Raw genomic sequence first — 17,059 nt, 5'->3', positions numbered from 1 at the left:
AACCCCGCATCATGAATATTGAACCTGTCATTTCCGTCCTCGTCGTCTTTCACATCCTCGGGCTCTCGCTCATCATCGGATCATTTGCGCTGCAGATGCGCCGCAAGCAGAGCTTCGAATTCGGCACCATGCTCATCGGTGCCATCACTCAGCTCGTGACGGGGCTCGCCCTCGTCGGACTCTTGCAAGTCGCTGACGAAGACGTCAACAACGCCAAGATTGCTGTCAAAACGGTCTTCGCCGTCGTTGTACTCGTATCGGTGCTGGTCGCTCGCTCGCGTCAAGCTAAAGCGCTGACGGCCGGAACGAGCGAAAAGAAGGCTGCTCTGCCGTTCTTGCACCTCGCCGGGGCCAGCGCCATCATCAACGTGCTGGTTGCCGTTCTCTGGCGCTAGGCACCCCAACGCACGACACCGCAGCTCAGTTTTAGCGACGGGCCTCGAAGAAGCCCGTCAACAGCGCAGCACAGTCAGCCTCCTGGATGCCCGCCACAACCTCAACCTTGTGCGGAAGCCGGCGGTCTCGCAGCAAATCATTCACGCTGCCTGATGCGCCGGCTTTTTCGTCCCACGCCCCAAACACCACGCGCGGGATGCGGGCCTGCAGAATTGCGCCAGCACACATCGTGCACGGCTCAAGAGTGACCACAAGAGTCATGGAGTCGAGCCGCCACGAACCGGTGGCCGCGGCAGCTGCCCGGATTGCCACAACCTCGGCGTGCGCCGTGGGGTCGCCCGTAAGCTCCCGCTCATTGCGCCCGACCGAGACGAGATTGTCGTTCTCATCGAAGACGAGAGCAGCGACCGGAACGTCAGCAGAATCGGCCGTGAGCTTCGCCTCAGCGATGGCCCGCGTCATCCATTGATCGAACTTTGTCACGATCGGTTCTCCTGTTGGTCCAGACCTCAAGTAGATTTAGCCTATGCGAGTTCACGTTGCCGACCACCCGCTCATCACGCACAAGCTCACCGTGCTGCGCGACAAGAACACCGCGGCCCCCACTTTTCGGGCGCTGACCGAGGAACTGGTGACCCTGCTGGCGTACGAAGCGACGCGCTCAGTGCGCGTCGAGGCAGTCGAGATCGAAACCCCCGTGACCGCGACGACGGGCGTCGCCATCAGCTCTCCCAAGCCTCTCGTGGTGCCCATCCTTCGTGCCGGTCTCGGAATGCTCGAAGGAATGGTCAAGCTCGTGCCCACCGCTGAAGTCGGCTTCTTGGGCATGGTGCGCAACGAAGAGACCCTGCAGCCCGACACTTACGCCGAGCGACTGCCCGACGACCTGTCGAACCGCCAGTGCTTCGTGCTCGACCCCATGCTCGCTACCGGAGGCTCGCTCATCGCAGCCATTCAGTATCTGCTCGACCGGGGAGCAACCGATGTTACGGCCGTCTGCATTCTCGGGGCCCCCGAAGGTCTCGCCGCTGTAGAGAAAGCAATGGAAGGCCGCGACGTCACGATCGTGCTCGGCGCCCTCGACGAACGCCTCAACGAGAACGGCTACATTGTTCCGGGACTCGGCGACGCTGGCGACCGCCTGTACGGACTCGTCTAACGCGGCCTAGCCTCAAGACGCCTCTCTGCTCTCACGCACCATCCTCGTGGCGCTCTAGCCTCACGACGCAACACCGCGTAGCCGGGCGTAACTTGACAGACCGGCGCTCGATGAAACATAGTTGCAACCATGACTGTACGAACTCGCGACCTGACCGCCCTTGAGGCTTCCAGGACCGCTGGCGCAATGCTCACGGGCACCGCGTCGGCCAGCGCAATGTCGTGTTGTCGAATGTGTGCCTAGTCGGCCAACCTGCGCCGGGCATTCTCACCAGAATGAATGTCCCCAGATTTTCGTCCTCATAACGACGTCTATCTAGCTCGTCACACTTGTTTTTTCCCGAAGGATCACACCCTCATCATCAGAGGCCCTTCACCCTTATCCAAGGATTTCTGGACCCATGTCACTTGCAACAATCGAACGCACTTCTCGCACCTCTTTCGTCCCCGTCGCACCGGCGCGCGAACTTTCCCTCGCCGTGCAGCCCGCGCGGGCCACACGACCAGCAGTCGCTCCGGCACCCGTAGCTCCTGCGCCAACGCCACCGGCTGAAGCGCCGCGACTGCGCGCCGTGCCGCAAGGCACTGAAGCCCGCGGCTTTGTGCTGTATGTCGGCATCGACGAGCTGAAGGCCGCTGCCGCCGGCACGGATTTGAGCGCCATCGTCGAGCAGCTCAAGCTGCTCACCCAGCAGCTTGTGCCCTCCGCTGAGACACACGCTGCCGTCGCCCTCGCCCCGGTGGGAGCTGGTGGCCGTGACGTTGACGTTGTGCGTCTCGCCCTGCAAGACCCCTCTGCTCTCGCCAAGCACCGCCAGGTAGAAGAGCCAGAAGAGAAGCCAGCAAGCGGAGTCGTCGTCGACCTCTCTCGCAAGCGAGTACTCATCGATGATGAGCCCGCAGCGCTCACCTACAAAGAGTTTGAGTTGCTGCAGTTTCTCATTCTGCGCGAGTCACAAACCATCGACCGCGCGCAGCTGATCTCCACCCTATGGTCGTCAGAAGACGAAGAAGCACCGAACGAGCGCACGATTGACGTGCACATCCGCCGCCTCCGTTCCAAGCTCGGTGCGTACGAAGATGTTGTTCGTACGGTTCGTGGCATTGGCTACCGCTACGATCGTCATCCGGATGTTTCGGTACGCTTCGCGTCGACGCCCAGCCCCGACTTCATCTAGCGAGGCTCGGCGTTGCCCGCGGGTGGCGCGCGGAGGATACTAAGACGATGGAGATTCGATTCATCGCGGGCTTTGCAGCGATCAGTACTGATTCGACGCGCGATAACGACTTTTATGTGAACGCCCTCGGGCTGCCACTTCAGGCTCCCGAAGGCGGGCCGGAATCTGACTACGTGTTCTCCGACGACATCGCAGGCGCGAAGCACTTTGGGGTCTGGCCGCTCAGCGACGCCGCACAATCGTGTTTCGGCACTGCAACCTGGCCCACGACGCATCCGGTTCCCCACGCCACCATCGAGTTTGAAGTTGATGACGTTGCGGGTGCAGTCGCGGAGCTCGTCGAGTCCGGCCACGAACTCATCCATGACACGCGCACTGAGCCGTGGGGCCAAGTGATCGCGCGGCTCCAACGGCCCGATGGGCTGCTGGTGGGGATCAGCTTCACGCCGTGGCTGCGAGACGATTAGTCACGACGACGGGCAGCCGGTCATCCGCGCTTGGCGGCTATCGAGTTAGCGATGCCCCACACAATGCTCAGCACCAACACTTGAGCCGCCGCGATGGCAATGTATTGCTGGAACACAGCAGCGAGCACGAACTCGGTGATGGAAAGAACCAGCGCGGCAACGCCGACGACAGCGAACCCGCTCTTGGCGAGTAGTCGATCACGCTCATCGCGATACTCGATCGCGTTGAGTCGAGTGACGTCACTCGCTTTCTGACCGCGGGCATAGACGGCGCTGACGAAAATGAATACTGCCGCGATCAGCAGGATACTCATTTCAACCCAGTTGTTGAATAGCCCTGTGGCGATTGCGCCGGCGACGAGCACGCTCAAGAGAACTGTGTTGACCGCCGAAACTTTCAAACGACTAATTGTCTTCAATGTGAAACACTTCCTCGATGGTTGACCCGAAGAATCGGGCGAGTCGAACAGCGAGAATCAGGGAAGGATCGTAACGCCCCGTCTCGATGGCATTGATGGTCTGGCGAGATACGCCGAGCGCGGCACCAAGGGCTGCTTGCGAAAGCCCGGCGGCGGTGCGCCTGTCTCTAATCTCTGATTCCATGTGACAAGCATGCTTTACACTCGGCGCACATGTCAAGCGAGCTTGTCATGCAACGTGGAGACGTGACCACTGCGTGTCATTCGCAGCGGAAGACGGACGGGCCCACGACCTGCCACACTGACCACATGACCACGACAGTTGCCACCAGGATGCCCGAGAAGATGTCCCGCGATCGTGCAGAACTTGACGCCCTCCTCGACTCGGAAATCGTGGGCAACGTCGCCTACGTTCATGACGACGGAACACCCGGAGTGCTACCGACCGCCGTAGCCCGCCGCGGCGACGAACTCATCGTGCACGGGTCAACCGGCTCGCGCTGGATGCGCCTCGTCTCCGGTGCCCCGGTCGCCGTCTCTGTCACCGCAGTCGGCGGCATCGTCGTCGCCCGCTCGGCATTCGAATCATCACTCATCTACAGCAGCGCAGTACTGTTCGGCTCCTTTCGCGTGCTCGACGGCGACGACAAAGCTGCCGCACTCGACGCCATCACCGAGAAACTGATCCCCGGCCGCCTCGCCGAAGTGCGCCCGAACAGCAAGAAAGAACTCGCGGCCACCCTCGTGCTCGCGCTGCCCATCACGGAATGGTCGTTGCGCACCTCCGACGAGTGGCCAGAAGACACCGAAGCCGACATAGCGGCAGACGCCTGGGGTGGGCAAGTGCGGTTTGCGGCACGAGCCGCGACAGTGGTTGCGGCCCCTGACCTGCGCTCCGGCATCCGCGTTCCTGAGTCAGTGAGGGCGTTTGAGTAGCGGTCTACTCAAGCACTGGTCGACCGATGAAGAACGGGCGCCATCTCCGAAGAGATGACGCCCGCCCTAGGAAACTACAGCCCGAATCGCTGAGCTAGGCCTTCGCTTCTGCCTTGTCGGCTTCCGCTTTCTCAGCCTCGCTCGCGAGCCACGCCTCCCTCTTCGCACCGGGCAGCCAGCCTCTGTTGACGACACGAATCTGGAAGATGGATGCCGCGACGACGAGCACGATCGCGATGACAATCGTCAAGACGACCCCCACTGCCGGGACCCCACTGAGCAGGCTGACGCCAATGAGCGTTCCGAACCAGCCGAAGTCTGCATCGCCGAATGTGCTGTTCGCGAACCCAAGCTCGCCGAGAACGAGCAGCAGGATGGCGGGCAGGATCGTGATGAGAACACCGTTGACGAAACCACCGACGACAGCACCCATACGGCCACCGGTCGCGTTGCCGTAGACACCGGCACCACCACCCGTGAAGAAGTGGGGAACCATGCCGGGCAGGATGAGCGCGAGGCCGAAGACCGGGCCGAGCCAGGTCGCCAACAGGGCGAGCGAGATAAGACCGCCAAGGAACGACGCGAGGAATCCGATCAAGACAGCGTTGGCAGCGAAGGGGAATACCAGCGGGATGTCGAGAGCAGGCTTTGCTCCGGGGACGACCTTTTCGGCGATGCCCTGGAAGGCAGGGACAAGCTCACCCAAGATGGTGCGCACACCGTAGAGGATGATCGCGACACCAACACCGAACTGCAGCGCCTGCGCAAATGCGGCCATGATGTAGGCACCGGCATCCGCAGAGCCGAAGACGTCGAGCGCCTCTTGCAGCGGCAGAGCGATGAGGCCCCAGACAGCGAACACCAGGTAGATGAGAACCATCGAAATTGCGGTGGCGACCATCGAGTCGCGCAAGAACTTCAGCCCTTGCGGGAAGTTGATCTTCTCCGTCGAGTGGCTCTTCTGGCCGGTTGCCTGACCGGCAGCACCAGCAGCAATGTAGCCGAGGGTTCCGAAGTGGCCGATCGCGATTGTGTCATCACCGGTGATCTTCTTTGTCCAGGGGTGAGCGAAGGCCGGCATCACAACCATGATCACACCGAGCAACAGCGCCCCGATCAGCACGACGAGCCAGTTGAGATCCGGGCCGAAACCGACCGAGAGCACAACGCTCAGCAGCAGCGCCATGAACACCATGTGGTGACCCGTCAGGAACACGTACTTGAGCGGCGTGAACCGAGCAAGCACGAGCATCACGATAAAGCCGAGGGTGAGTACATAGGCGCTGGTCGCACCATACTCAACCGAGGCGAGTGCCGTAATGACCTCGTTGGTGGGGATGACACCCTGAGCTCCAGTCACCCGCAAGATAAGGTCTCCGAGTGGAGTCAGCGAGCCAACCACAACGCCAGCGCCGGCACCAAGGATCAAGAAACCTAGTGCTGCTTTAAGACCGCCGCCGATAACGGCTCCTGCCGGTCTTTTGAGTGCGATGAGGCCCACCGCGGTGATGATGCCGACAAGATATGCCGGCACATTAAGGATCTGTTGTCCGATGAAATTCAGGACTACAACAAGCCACTCCATTGTGTTCTCCCTTGTGTTAGTTGATGAGTTGGAGGCCGCACGCTAGTCGGGCAGCGCCGCCTTGAGCTTCGTGGTGATTTCTTCCAGATCGAAGAAGTTGTCGATGATGATGACGTTTGCCGACACGTCACCGATTTCGGGTGCAAGCTCTTCAGACGTCAAGACAATTTGCGCGTCCCGCGCCATGCCTCGGGCGACCCCAATATCGGCGGCCTCCACTTCAGCGTCCACTCCGAGCGTGCGAAGGACTTTCTCGGCGTTCATTTTGAGGAGAACGGATGTGCCGATTCCCATTCCACAGACCGCAACGATCTTCATATGTGTGCCTTTCGTTTTCGAGAGTGGGTTAGTGCGTGTTCTCTCGGATGAGTGCCCGGAGTTGTTCAGGATCGGTCGCTTCGAGAAAGCGCTCGATGTCGCCGCTGAGCACACCGGCAAGATTGGACATGGTGGCCAGATGAGAATCGTGGTCGACAGCCGCGAGTCCAACAACGAGTCGAACGGGGTCGTTGTTGGGGTGGCCGAATTCGACGGGGCTTGAGAGCGTGACCCAGCTGATGCCCGTTCTGAGCACGGCGGGTGAGGGGCGCGAGTGGGCCAAGGCGATGGAAGGGGCGATTACGATGTACGGGCCGAGTTCCTCAACGGCACGAATCATTTCGTTCGTGTATTCGTCAGTGGTAGAGCCGGTCGCGGTGAGAGCTGCACCAGCAAGGCGAACAGCTTCACGCCAGTCGTGCGCTTCAGCGTGAAGGACTATCGCGTCGTCGCTCAGTTCGTCTGCCAAAGTCGCGGTCACTGCATCCTTCTCTCTCGCTTTGTGGCTCGAGCCGTCAACGATGACTGTGCCCGACGACTGTGAGCCTAGTCCCCTCAAGGGACTTATGTCTACTAGTAGTCGTAAGTGGCTACTTGCCGCCGTAGCGGGCAAGCGAGGCACCGTCTTCGCGAGTTAGTCGGCTAATACGGTCGGCCTCAAACAGTGCGTCCTGAACGATGAGTGATGCGCCGATCACACCCGCCTGATGCCCCATTGTGGCCGGAATCACGACAAGGTCGCGGCGCGAAAATGCCGTTGCGTCGCGAAGCAAACGGTCGCGAATGGGATCCAAGAGAATCGCACCGGCCTGGGCAATGTTGCCCCCGACGACGACGACAGATGGATTGAGCAACGCCACTGAATCGAGCAACGCTCGCCCAATATGATCTCCCGCTGCCGCCAAAAGCCCGGCGACTCCGCCATGCCCGGAGTCCGCGAGCGCCACGATGTCGGCACTCGTGCGCACTGAGGCGCCGAGCGCGTTCAATTCACGCTTGATCGCTCGCCCACTGGCCACGGTGTCGAGGCAGCCCGTGCGCCCGCACAAACAGACTTCAGCACCACCAGACGGCGAATGGGCCAGATCGCCCGCTCCTCCACGACCACCGTGATAAACCCGACCGTTGAGCACCAGTCCACAGCCGATGCCCATACCCACCTTCAAGACGATGGCATCGTCGAATTCGGGCCACCCCAAACGGTGCTCTCCGACCGCGAGGATGTTGACGTCGCGATCGACAGCGAACACCGCTCGGTAATCATCCGGAAAATAATCCTTGACCACGACATCCGCCCACTGGGAGTTGAGCTGCGGCGAGGCGATGCGACCGCTGGCCGAATCGACCGGGCCTGGAACACCAACCCCGATACCGCGCACGTCGGCACGAGACTTGCCGAGCAGGCCAAGCATGTGGTCGAAGACTTGGCAGCTCCAGTCGAAGATGTCGTCGGGGCCGTGCTCGAGACCGATGTCGGCTTCATCTTCGAGGAGGATCGTGGAGACGAGGTCGGTGATGGCGAGCCGAGAGTGCGAGCCGCCGATATCCATCGCGAGCAGCAGGCCAGCGTCTTTGTTGACGACGAACTCTTCGGGCGGTCGCCCACCACGCGAATCGGATTGGCCAGCGCTGACGATAATCGCGGCGTTCAGCAGTTCGTCGAGGCGACGAGCGAGAGTGATGCGCGACCAGCCGAGCTGGGAGATGAGATCGGTACGCGTTGTGGCCTGACCCGAACGGATGAGGTCGAGCACGACGCCAGAACCGGTGGAGATCACGTGCGCCATAGCTTTGTCCTCCGCATTGTGACCTACCGTCAGGGAAGTCTACTTCGTGACTGGGCGGATCCTTCCGCACACATTGACTTTAGTACACAAGTAGACCAAAGTGTCAGGTATGTCAGACACAGCCCTCCCTTTTTCAGGAAATCTCACTCCCACTGAAGCGGATTCGCTGCGCGCCGCCATCGCCATTCCCGCCCACGTGGTGCAGGCGAAGGGCCACGGCCACGGCGGAACCGCCATGGCACTGGCGCCGCTCGCCCACGTGCTTTACCAGCGGATTCTGCGCCACAACCCCGGCAACCCTGACTGGCTGGGTCGCGACCGCCTCGTGCTCTCCGCCGGCCATGCGAGCCTGCTGCTCTACGTGCAGTTATTCCTGACGGGCTACGGGCTTGAGCTCGACGAGTTGGCCAAGAGCCGCACCCTCGATAGCCGCACCCCCGGGCATCCGGAGCTCAGGCACACCCCTGGCGTTGAAATGAGCACCGGCCCGCTCGGGCAAGGAGTCGCCTCGGCCGTGGGCATGGCGCTGGCCGCCCGCCGCGAGCGCGCACTGTTCGCGCCCGACAACGAGATTCTGAATAACACCATCTGGGCCATCGCGGGTGATGGTTGCATGCAAGAGGGCGTGAGCGGCGAGGCATCGAGCCTGGCGGGCACCCTCGGTCTCGACAACCTCGTCGTGATCTGGGACGACAACAACGTCACCATTGACTCCACTGGCGAGGCGGCCTTCAGCGAAGACGTTCGCGCTCGCTACGCCGCCTACGGCTGGCGAGTTCTCGAGATCAACGACGCGAGCAACCTCGATGAGATCGAAGCGGTGCTCACTGAAGCGCAGTCTCGCGATGGCCGCCCCACGTTCGTGGCCGTGCGCAGCGTGATCGGCGCCCCCTCGGCCGCTTTCTCGGGCAAGCCCGCCGCCCACTCCGGCGGCTTTGGCGACGACGAAGTTGCCGCCATCAAAACTTCACTCGGTTTCGCTGCGGATGCTCCGCTCAACGACCTCGTGACCGATGACGGGCTCTGCTTCGCGCGCCAAGCCCTCACGCGCGGTCAGGCCCTCGAAGACAAATGGAACGCTGACCTCGGCACCTGGAAGGCAGCCAACCCCGAGGCAGCGAGGGCCTGGCACGCCTTCCGAACGCCGGATGCCACCGCAGCGCTCTCCGCGCTGAACGACATCGAACTTCCCGCCGTCGGCACACCCTCCGCCACTCGCAAGCTCAACAGCGTCGCCATCAAAGCTCTCCAAAACGTGTCATCGCTGTGGGGCGGATCGGCAGACCTCGCCGGCTCTACCGGGGTGGAGGTGCCCGGCTCCGCCGTGACCGCGAGTAACCCCGGCGGCGAATTCATCCGCTTTGGGATTCGGGAGCACGCCATGGCGGCGATACTCACCGGCATCGCGATTCAAGGGCCATGGCGACCGTTTGCGTCGACCTACCTCGTATTCAGCGACTACATGCGACCGAGCATCCGCCTCGCTGCGCTCATGCAGTTGCCCGTCGTTTATGTGTTTACTCACGACAGTGTTGCTGTTGGTGAGGATGGGCCAACGCATCAGCCCGTTGAGCAAGTGGCGTCGCTGCGCACGGTGCCCGGGCTCGATGTGGTGCGCCCCGCGGATGCCGCTGAAGTGGTGTCGGTGTGGAAGCGCCTGATCGCGCAACCCGCAGGCCCCACGGCTCTCGTGTTCTCTCGCCAAGATGTTCCCGTTCTGCACGAACGCGACGACTTGGATGCCAAGGTCGCCCACGGCGGTTATGTGGCGTGGCAGCACGGCGACGGTCTCGATCTCGCACTCATCGCTACCGGCAGTGAGGTTTCGCTTGCCCTTGAGGCGGCAGAAGCATTAGCTGCGGATGGCGTTGGGGTTCGGGTTATTTCGATGCCCAGCGTTGAGTGGTTTGCGGGCAGCGATGCCTCGTACCGTGAGTCGGTGCTGCCCGCTGCGATCACCGCCCGTGTTGCCGTTGAGGCAGGACGCGGTGATGGCTGGTACCGCTGGGTTGGTCTCGGCGGCGAAGTGGTGAGCGTGGAAGAGTTCGGCGAATCCGGTTCAGGGGCGCAGGTCATGGCTCGACGCGGGATCACACTCGAGGCTGTGCTCGATGCTGCCCGGCGCTGCCAAGGCGCACCCACTTTGCTACGCTGAATTTGTAGCCGCGATAGTCGGCTCCCGACGACGGATCAGTACCGGGTACGCGACAAGACTGGCCAAGGAGACTGTTGTGTACTGGCTTGTTTTGATTCTTTCTGGCGTGCTCGAAGCCGTCTGGGCCACCGCTCTCGGCAAATCGGAGGGCTTCACGAAGCTCTGGCCGACAGTGATCTTTGGTGTCGCGATTCTCGCGAGCATGGCTGGCCTCGGCTACGCGATGCGCGAGATTCCCATCGGCACCGCCTACGCCATCTGGGTCGGCATCGGTGCTGCGCTGACCGTGACCTACGCGATGGTGTTCGGCGGCGAACCCGTGTCGTGGATCAAAGTGCTGCTGCTCATGGGACTCGTCGGCTGCGTTGTTGGGCTCAAGTTGGTCGACTCGGCGCACTAAACCAACACTTTTCGCTTCCTCACGGCACGAGCATTAGGTCGTCACAGCGTGTTACTCGGAGAGCTCGCGCAGTTCTTTTCGGATCTGAAAGACGGTAAGCAGCCCTAGCGCGATAAAGAGTCCAGACATGAATCCTTCCGATGAACGAATTATCCACCGCTTGGCCGGGTTCGCTTTTGGGATCTTCAGCGGGTTTTGGAGAGGGCTCTCCGTGAGTTGTTCAGCGAACCAGTCGAGCGACACACGGCCCTGATTCCACTCGACTAGCCCGCGCCATCGTGGCGTAATAGGTGAGAAGTTCGTGGATAGCAGTCATAGGGCTTCCGTTGTGCATGCAAAACTATTGCCGAGAACCGTGTACGTTTCGCGGCGCTGAGACGACTCTATCGGCGACGAACCCTGTCGGTCCGCGCTACCCGACCAATTCGAGAAGCCACTTCTCGCTGACGATCGGAATGCCATAGTCGCGGGCTTTGCGAGCTTTGCCCGAGAGTGAATCGGGGTCAGCGGCGACCACGAGCCGTACCTTCTTCGTCACCGCTCCATGAGGTGCATAGCCGAGCGCAACCAGGCGCGCCTCCCACTCGGGGCGTGGGCGAGCCATATCGCCTGTAAGAACAATTAGGTCTCCCGCCGCAAGGGCGAACGAGCTAGGTGTGGCAGCCTTCGTTCTGCCCTGTGATGGAGTGCGCTTTGCAAGTGCACGCTCGATTGCGCCCGTCGCTATACCCAACAAGTCTGCAACGTGAACTAGGTCAGCCGCCTCCGCCGTGGTCAAGATGGCATCGGCCCACGCGATCTCAGTTAGTTGGTCAAAATACTCGAGGTGCAGCGCCTCACACGTGTCGCGGCTAATGCCCGACTCCTCGGCGAACGCAACGAGTGCGTGCGCCTCATGCGCCGAAATTGCTCGATCGATAAGACATCGGTCCAGCAGTGCGAGATAGTCCAGACATTCGGCGGGGCCCGCATACTCTGGCATTTTCAACGTGATGCGTTCCAGAAAACTACTGTCGTTAGCTTCGCCTGCGGCGAGCTCACGTGGAAGCCATTCCACTGCGGCACCCGAGAACGCGGGCCACGTCAAGCCAAGGGCTTCGTTCAACACTTGCGCCCAAGTCGCATGATCGACAGAGGCGCGGATGTAAGCAGCCAGCAACTGCGCAGTCGCGAATGCATCGGATGAAGCACGGTGCGCATCGTCCAAGACAATATCGACTGCATCGCAACAGTCTGCCAAAGAACGGCCCGCACCAGGAAGGTATTCACGCGCAAGCTGCATCGTGCAGAGACTAATGACTGACGGCATGCCCCACACTCCAGCACGGTCGAACTCCGCAGAAAGAAAACGCAAGTCGAAGCTTGCATTGTGAGCCACGATCACGCGTCCGGCGAACAGTTCCAAGAGTCGAGGAACAATTTGAGCGAATGTAGGCGCGTCTAAGATCTCGGCTGCCCTAATCCGGTGAATATGTTGAGGGCCAAGGTCACGCCCCGGATTCACAAGCGTGTCCCATCTGCCCTCGATCACGCCTTGCGCATCAACATGGACGATCGCGACTTCGACAACTCGGTCGTGCACACCAGGCGCAAGCCCGGTCGTCTCGAAATCAATCACAGCGAAGCCTGGTGCAGGCATGAATCTCCCTCAACTAGGTGCGCCTGAACCATAACCGATTGCCACCTCTAGCCGCTCCCCCTAATTAGAGGGCGTTGGCGGCCCGATGGCGCATGGGCTGGCCGTCTCCGTCGCCAGCGTCGATACCGAGCACGCCGCTCACGACCGCAATGACCGGTAACGGCCCGAACTCAATCTCAGCACCACGGCTGCTGCTCATCTGGCCAAAAGACATCAGATTTCCACGTGTTTTGCCCAGAAATACAGGCGGTAGACAACCAATTCTGGAAATTTTCCAAAAATAACGGAACGGTAACTAGACAGCGTTATCTTTCCGTTATACATTCATAGAGCAGAAGTTGTTTGCTGTGGCAGCTACTGCGGAATGTGATTGCAGGACACTCTTGGTGCAAAGGGAGAGGGTCGGTTTCATGCCTCTGAAACCGGCCCTCGAACTATTTAACGGGCGCCCCTAGAAAGCGAAAAACCCGACAACCGCGATGAGTAAAACCATCAGAGCGAAGTCGACAATAGCCCAGGGCAATAGTGATCTTTTCGATTTGGCTCGCAGTATCCAGACCGCCACCCCCGCCAACGCGACAGCCAGCCCCGTCCACCACGCGACGGCCGCCACGAGAAGACCCTGACCTTTCCACGCGACGGGAACGGTTGCCGGCACCTGGGCTGCCATAATCGTCGCCATCCCCGCCACAAGGCAGAGCACCAGAAATCCGCAGCCCGCGAAGACAAAGAGCACAACGCCAAGCACTTCGTGGCGCTCATTGAGGATGCGGTCAGCACTCGAAGTCATTCCCTGAGTATTACCCAGAGGACTGCGCCGCGCTAGCCACTGCCGAAACTAAACGCGCGCTCTTAGACGTAGGCTGGCACGACGCCTGAACCGAACGGACACAGTGACCTCTCCCCCGCTGCAGCCGGATGTTGCCCACGCCATCCATGCTCTCGGCGATGTGCTGCCCGAGCACACTCAGCTCGTGTCCGAACCCGACAACGCGGAATACGGCGCCTTCACCACGCTCCCTGTCGGCACCCGGTTGCGGGTAGCGAAACTCACGCCAACCAAATCCGGACTCTTTGTCACCGTCTGGCACCGATCCGCCGATGGCAGTACCGCGCCGCATCGCAGCGATGATGGCACCCAGCGACTCGTCGTGATCGTGCGCGACGGCACCAACTTCGGTGCTTTCATCTTCCCGCTCAGCACCCTCAAAGATCGCGGGATTGTTTCGGTCGATGGCATCGGCGGCAAACGCGGCTTTCGTGTGTACCCGCCGTGGTCGCAGACCACGAGCCGCCAAGCCCAGAGCACCCAGCGCTGGCAAGGCGAACACTTTTACCCGCTCGAACCGCGGTAGCCCCACAATCTCGCCGGCAGCGCATCCCCGCCAGGCGACCCCAAACACAAGCCACCGAACGTAGAGTTGGGCCGTGAGCGGAAACCAGAATCAGCCCTCCATCCTGTGGCTGCGCAACGACCTGCGACTAGCCGACAACCCTGCGCTCACGGCAGCCGCGAGCGAAGGCCGACCCCTTGTTGTCGTCTACATTCATGACGAAACCAGCGACGGCATCCGCCCGCTGGGGGCAGCAAGCAAGTGGTGGCTGCACCACAGCCTTACTGCTCTGGATGCCGCCCTGCAGAATCTAGGCGGCCAGCTGACGCTGCGTCACGGTCCTGCCGCGCGCACACTGCCTGCTCTCGTGGATGAGCTCGACGCCGCCTCGGTGCACTGGAACCGCCGCTACACGGCCGCCCGCGACATTGACGCCGGACTCAAATCGAGCCTGCGCGAGCAGGGGCTCACGGTCGAAAGTCATCAGGGCAATTTGTTAAACGAGCCGTGGCACATCCGCAATGGGCAGGGCGAGCCGTACAAAGTCTTCACCCCGTATTGGCGTGCGGCGCAAGATCGCCCCGTGCGGGAGGCACTTCCCGCGCCGACCGCAGCCGAACTGAGCTGGCCCGCCGACTCCCCCGCGAGCGACGACCTCGCCAACTGGAACCTGTTGCCTACCCGCCCCGACTGGGCCGAGGGATTGCGCGAGACCTGGACCCCCGGCGAAGCAGGAGCCCACGATCGCCTTACCGCCTTCGTCACCGAACGTCTCGCCGACTATCACCGCCGCGATGAACCTGCCGTGGATGCCACGAGCGGCCTCAGCCCACACCTGCGGTTCGGCGAGATCAGTCCCACCCAGATCTGGCATCGGGTACGCGGTAACGCCGCCGCCGACCTGCCCTCAGCCGCCCGCAAGAACGTCGCCAAATTCTTGAGCGAAGTCGGCTGGCGCGAATTCTCCACCGCCCTACTCTTCGACAACCCGCGGCTAGCGACCGACAGCTACCGCCCCGCCTACAACGCCTTCCCGTGGGGGTACACGGTCGACCAGATCGGCGACGTCACCGAACCAGCCGGTATCAGCGAAGTCGAAGCGTGGCGACGCGGCCGCACCGGCATCCCCCTCGTCGATGCCGGGATGCGCGAACTTTGGCACACCGGCACGATGCACAACCGCGTGCGCATGGTCGTCGCGAGCTTCCTCATCAAGAACCTCCTCATCGACTGGCGGGCTGGCGAACAGTGGTTCTGGGACACTCTCGTGGATGCCGACGACGCCAGCAACCCCGCCAACTGGCAGTGGGTTGCCGGATCCGGTGCGGATGCCGCCCCCTACTTCCGAGTCTTCAACCCGGTGCTGCAGCAGAAAAAGTTTGACCCCACGGGTGAGTACGTTTCTCGTTGGATTCCCGAACTCGGCACCGCCGCGTATCCCGAACCGATCGTGGATCTTGCCGAAACCCGTCGCGAAGCCCTTGAGGCCTACAACGCCGTGAAGGCAGCAGCAGCGACCGAATAGGCGAGCCGCTCCAGGGCTGGATGCAGGGCTGGATGCGGCGTTGGATGCACCACTGGGCGTTTCGCCAGACTCCACTCAGTTGACTGCCAGAGAGCGAAATCTCCCCCGGAAAACCGGGAATCTCTGAGCGCTTGCCAACGACATCCGTGACTCAAATTGCCCGATTTCGTGATTTTTCGAAATGACCCCCAAACCGGTTACACGAGTGCTCCGGAGTACTCATTGCGGCTCGGGAAAGCCTCGAGGCGCAGGGCCTCCACGGAGACCAACAACGTAAGAAGGAGTTCAGAAATGAACGCATTCACGAAGAAGACCACGATCGGCGCAACCGCTACAGCAGTAGCACTGATCGCAGTTGGAGCCGCAGCTCCCGCCATGGCAGCAACCGGCGACAGCGACTCCTCGACGAAGGGCTACTCCTACTCATCTTCCAGCAGCACCGACATTCCGGTGCTCATCGCGCCTCAGGTTGGCGACATTGACCTCCTGCGCAGCGATGTACTCGGCGGAGACATTCTTGGTGGCGGCATCCTCAACGGTGACCTCCTCAACGGCAAGGCCGTCGCATCGGGCAACGAAGTAAACGCCCCCGTCGCTTCGGGTAACGACACCGCGGTCGGCAATGTCAGCGACTCGGCCAACGTCAGCGACATCGCGAACGGCAACACCGTCTCTGACGTCGTCGACAACGCCACTCAGGTAACCGACGTTGTCGAGAACGTCACCGAGGTATCCGACGTCGTAGACAACACGAGCGATGTTGTTACTGACGTCACCGACGCAGTGAATGTCGACGACATCCTCGACAGCGTCGTTGACACCGATGGCCTCATTGGTGACATAACCGGCGACCTTGGTCTCGACGGAATGTTCAACTAACTTCTCCCAGCCACTTGCCCCCACCCTCCGTTCTCAGGGTGGGGGCAAGCGTCGTTAACTACGTCTATCCGTAGTTGAATCTTCGGCTCTAGACTTGGCTCATGTCGGTTACAGAGCTCTCGGTCAGCACCCAGAACTACCTGAAAACCGTGTGGAGCCTCACCGAATGGTCCGACGCTCCCGTCACTGCCACCGTCATCGCGGAACGCACCGGCTACACCCTCTCGAGCGTCTCGGATGCCGTGCGTCGCCTCACCGATCAAGGCTTCCTTGACCATGCCCGCTACGGTTCCATCGCCCTCACCCCCGTGGGCCGTGCTCACGCCGTGGCGATGGTTCGCCGCCACCGCCTCATCGAATCGTTCCTCGTCAGCGTGCTCGGCTATAGCTGGGACCAAGTGCACGACGAAGCCGAAAACCTTGAGCACGCCGTCTCCGACTTCATGGTCGAACGCATCGACGAGTTTCTCGAACACCCCACCCGCGACCCGCACGGCGACCCCATCCCCAGCGCCGACGGCGTGATCACGATTCCGGATGCCGTACAGCTCAGCCGCATCGCCCCCGGCAGCACCGTCATCGTCGAACGCATCTCCGACGACGACCCCGAGCTACTCAAGTTTTTCGAAGAGCGCGGCATCGTGTTCGAAGCGACCCTCAGCGTGAACGCTGGTGCGCCGTATTCGGATGCGCTCGAGGTGGTCGTGCTCGGAGTCGTCGTCGGCGAAATCAGTGGGGCGAGGGGCGGGGCGAGCAACGACGGCGGGCGCCAATCCGCGGGCCCGATTAGCCTCGGCCGGAGCGCGACCGACGCACTCTACGTATCAGGCGGCACCCTCACGCCGTAGCGCGAGTCGCACCGCGCGGGTTCGGCGTGGAGGCG

21 protein-coding genes and 1 riboswitch are annotated in these 17,059 nt (G+C 61.6%); of the genes, 11 read left to right on the top strand and 10 right to left on the bottom strand.

The genetic code is table 11. The features are described 5' to 3' along the window. Nucleotides 1-11 precede the first annotated feature (11 nt). Nucleotides 12-395 carry a hypothetical protein gene (locus AACZ26_RS08530; protein ID WP_339620717.1) on the top strand — a complete coding sequence of 128 codons (384 nt, stop codon included), beginning with the start codon at nt 12-14 and terminating at the stop codon, nt 393-395. 31 nt (nt 396-426) lie between these two features. Here the strand turns inward: AACZ26_RS08530 and AACZ26_RS08525 are convergent, their stop codons facing one another. Continuing rightward, nucleotides 427-858: a nucleoside deaminase gene (locus AACZ26_RS08525; protein WP_339621615.1), complete on the bottom strand. Its 432-nt coding sequence runs from the start codon at nt 856-858 to the stop codon at nt 427-429. Between the two features lie 64 nt (nt 859-922). Between AACZ26_RS08525 and upp the strand changes: the two genes are divergently transcribed. The 3 genes from upp to AACZ26_RS08510 all read left to right on the top strand — a co-directional run bounded on the left by upp (nt 923) and on the right by AACZ26_RS08510 (nt 3,199). Next, the gene (gene upp, locus AACZ26_RS08520) at nt 923-1,555 is read left to right on the top strand and encodes a uracil phosphoribosyltransferase (protein WP_339620715.1); all 633 of its coding nucleotides are present in this window, start codon (nt 923-925) and stop codon (nt 1,553-1,555) included. A 400-nt stretch (nt 1,556-1,955) separates the two neighbouring features. Further along, nucleotides 1,956-2,732: a winged helix-turn-helix domain-containing protein gene (locus AACZ26_RS08515; RefSeq protein ID WP_339620712.1), complete on the top strand. Its 777-nt coding sequence runs from the start codon at nt 1,956-1,958 to the stop codon at nt 2,730-2,732. Nucleotides 2,733-2,779: 47 nt separating this feature from the next. Then, nucleotides 2,780-3,199 (top strand): VOC family protein, encoded by a 420-nt coding sequence (locus tag AACZ26_RS08510; RefSeq protein ID WP_339620710.1) that lies wholly within the window; start codon nt 2,780-2,782, stop codon nt 3,197-3,199. A gap of 20 nt (nt 3,200-3,219) precedes the next feature. On the opposite strand, the gene AACZ26_RS08505 is transcribed toward AACZ26_RS08510, so the two are convergent. After that, complete coding sequence (locus tag AACZ26_RS08505) at nt 3,220-3,618, bottom strand: hypothetical protein (protein ID WP_339620708.1); 399 nt, start codon at nt 3,616-3,618, stop codon at nt 3,220-3,222. Further along, complete coding sequence (locus AACZ26_RS08500) at nt 3,605-3,802, bottom strand: helix-turn-helix transcriptional regulator (RefSeq protein WP_339620707.1); 198 nt, start codon at nt 3,800-3,802, stop codon at nt 3,605-3,607. The genes AACZ26_RS08505 and AACZ26_RS08500 overlap by 14 nt, the downstream gene beginning before the upstream one ends. 125 nt (nt 3,803-3,927) lie before the next feature. On the opposite strand from AACZ26_RS08500, the gene AACZ26_RS08495 reads away from it, so the two are divergent. After that, complete coding sequence (locus tag AACZ26_RS08495) at nt 3,928-4,554, top strand: pyridoxamine 5'-phosphate oxidase family protein (RefSeq protein WP_339620706.1); 627 nt, start codon at nt 3,928-3,930, stop codon at nt 4,552-4,554. A gap of 94 nt (nt 4,555-4,648) precedes the next feature. Here the strand turns inward: AACZ26_RS08495 and AACZ26_RS08490 are convergent, their stop codons facing one another. From AACZ26_RS08490 to AACZ26_RS08475, 4 genes are all read right to left on the bottom strand, one after another. Continuing rightward, nucleotides 4,649-6,139, bottom strand: coding sequence for a PTS ascorbate transporter subunit IIC (locus tag AACZ26_RS08490; RefSeq protein WP_339620704.1), 1,491 nt, complete (start codon nt 6,137-6,139; stop codon nt 4,649-4,651). 42 nt (nt 6,140-6,181) lie between these two features. Continuing rightward, nucleotides 6,182-6,457: a PTS sugar transporter subunit IIB gene (locus AACZ26_RS08485; protein ID WP_339620703.1), complete on the bottom strand. Its 276-nt coding sequence runs from the start codon at nt 6,455-6,457 to the stop codon at nt 6,182-6,184. 28 nt (nt 6,458-6,485) lie between these two features. Next, the gene (locus AACZ26_RS08480) at nt 6,486-6,938 is read right to left on the bottom strand and encodes a PTS sugar transporter subunit IIA (RefSeq protein ID WP_339620701.1); all 453 of its coding nucleotides are present in this window, start codon (nt 6,936-6,938) and stop codon (nt 6,486-6,488) included. 109 nt (nt 6,939-7,047) lie between these two features. Continuing rightward, nucleotides 7,048-8,244 carry an ROK family protein gene (locus AACZ26_RS08475; protein ID WP_339620699.1) on the bottom strand — a complete coding sequence of 399 codons (1,197 nt, stop codon included), beginning with the start codon at nt 8,242-8,244 and terminating at the stop codon, nt 7,048-7,050. Between the two features lie 109 nt (nt 8,245-8,353). Between AACZ26_RS08475 and AACZ26_RS08470 the strand changes: the two genes are divergently transcribed. After that, nucleotides 8,354-10,399 carry a transketolase gene (locus tag AACZ26_RS08470; protein WP_339620697.1) on the top strand — a complete coding sequence of 682 codons (2,046 nt, stop codon included), beginning with the start codon at nt 8,354-8,356 and terminating at the stop codon, nt 10,397-10,399. Between the two features lie 2 nt (nt 10,400-10,401). Then, nucleotides 10,402-10,466, top strand: a riboswitch (guanidine-III (ykkC-III) riboswitch). Between the two features lie 9 nt (nt 10,467-10,475). Beyond that, nucleotides 10,476-10,799, top strand: a complete 324-nt coding sequence (locus AACZ26_RS08465) for a multidrug efflux SMR transporter (RefSeq protein ID WP_339620695.1) — start codon at nt 10,476-10,478, stop codon at nt 10,797-10,799. 412 nt (nt 10,800-11,211) lie between these two features. Here AACZ26_RS08465 and AACZ26_RS08460 read toward each other — a convergent pair whose 3' ends face one another. The 3 genes from AACZ26_RS08460 to AACZ26_RS08450 all read right to left on the bottom strand — a co-directional run bounded on the left by AACZ26_RS08460 (nt 11,212) and on the right by AACZ26_RS08450 (nt 13,228). Continuing rightward, nucleotides 11,212-12,438: an exonuclease domain-containing protein gene (locus tag AACZ26_RS08460; protein WP_339620693.1), complete on the bottom strand. Its 1,227-nt coding sequence runs from the start codon at nt 12,436-12,438 to the stop codon at nt 11,212-11,214. Between the two features lie 64 nt (nt 12,439-12,502). After that, nucleotides 12,503-12,637 (bottom strand): hypothetical protein, encoded by a 135-nt coding sequence (locus tag AACZ26_RS08455; protein ID WP_339620691.1) that lies wholly within the window; start codon nt 12,635-12,637, stop codon nt 12,503-12,505. Between the two features lie 252 nt (nt 12,638-12,889). Next, nucleotides 12,890-13,228 carry a hypothetical protein gene (locus tag AACZ26_RS08450; protein WP_339620690.1) on the bottom strand — a complete coding sequence of 113 codons (339 nt, stop codon included), beginning with the start codon at nt 13,226-13,228 and terminating at the stop codon, nt 12,890-12,892. Nucleotides 13,229-13,331: 103 nt separating this feature from the next. On the opposite strand from AACZ26_RS08450, the gene AACZ26_RS08445 reads away from it, so the two are divergent. From AACZ26_RS08445 to AACZ26_RS08430, 4 genes are all read left to right on the top strand, one after another. Then, a complete protein-coding gene (locus tag AACZ26_RS08445; RefSeq protein ID WP_339620688.1) occupies nt 13,332-13,793 on the top strand; it encodes a MepB family protein in 462 nt (153 codons plus the stop codon). 73 nt (nt 13,794-13,866) lie between these two features. After that, nucleotides 13,867-15,297: a deoxyribodipyrimidine photo-lyase gene (locus tag AACZ26_RS08440; protein ID WP_339620686.1), complete on the top strand. Its 1,431-nt coding sequence runs from the start codon at nt 13,867-13,869 to the stop codon at nt 15,295-15,297. Nucleotides 15,298-15,588: 291 nt separating this feature from the next. Then, a complete protein-coding gene (locus AACZ26_RS08435; protein ID WP_339620684.1) occupies nt 15,589-16,176 on the top strand; it encodes a hypothetical protein in 588 nt (195 codons plus the stop codon). Nucleotides 16,177-16,277: 101 nt separating this feature from the next. Then, the gene (locus AACZ26_RS08430; RefSeq protein WP_339620683.1) at nt 16,278-17,024 is read left to right on the top strand and encodes a metal-dependent transcriptional regulator; all 747 of its coding nucleotides are present in this window, start codon (nt 16,278-16,280) and stop codon (nt 17,022-17,024) included. Nucleotides 17,025-17,059: the final 35 nt, after the last annotated feature.

It is taken from the genome of uncultured Salinibacterium sp., assembly GCF_963974405.1.
Classification (GTDB): Bacteria; Actinomycetota; Actinomycetes; order Actinomycetales; family Microbacteriaceae; genus Rhodoglobus.
The sequence above is the reverse complement of the archived record's forward strand: the minus strand, read 5'-3'. Positions and strand labels throughout refer to the sequence as shown.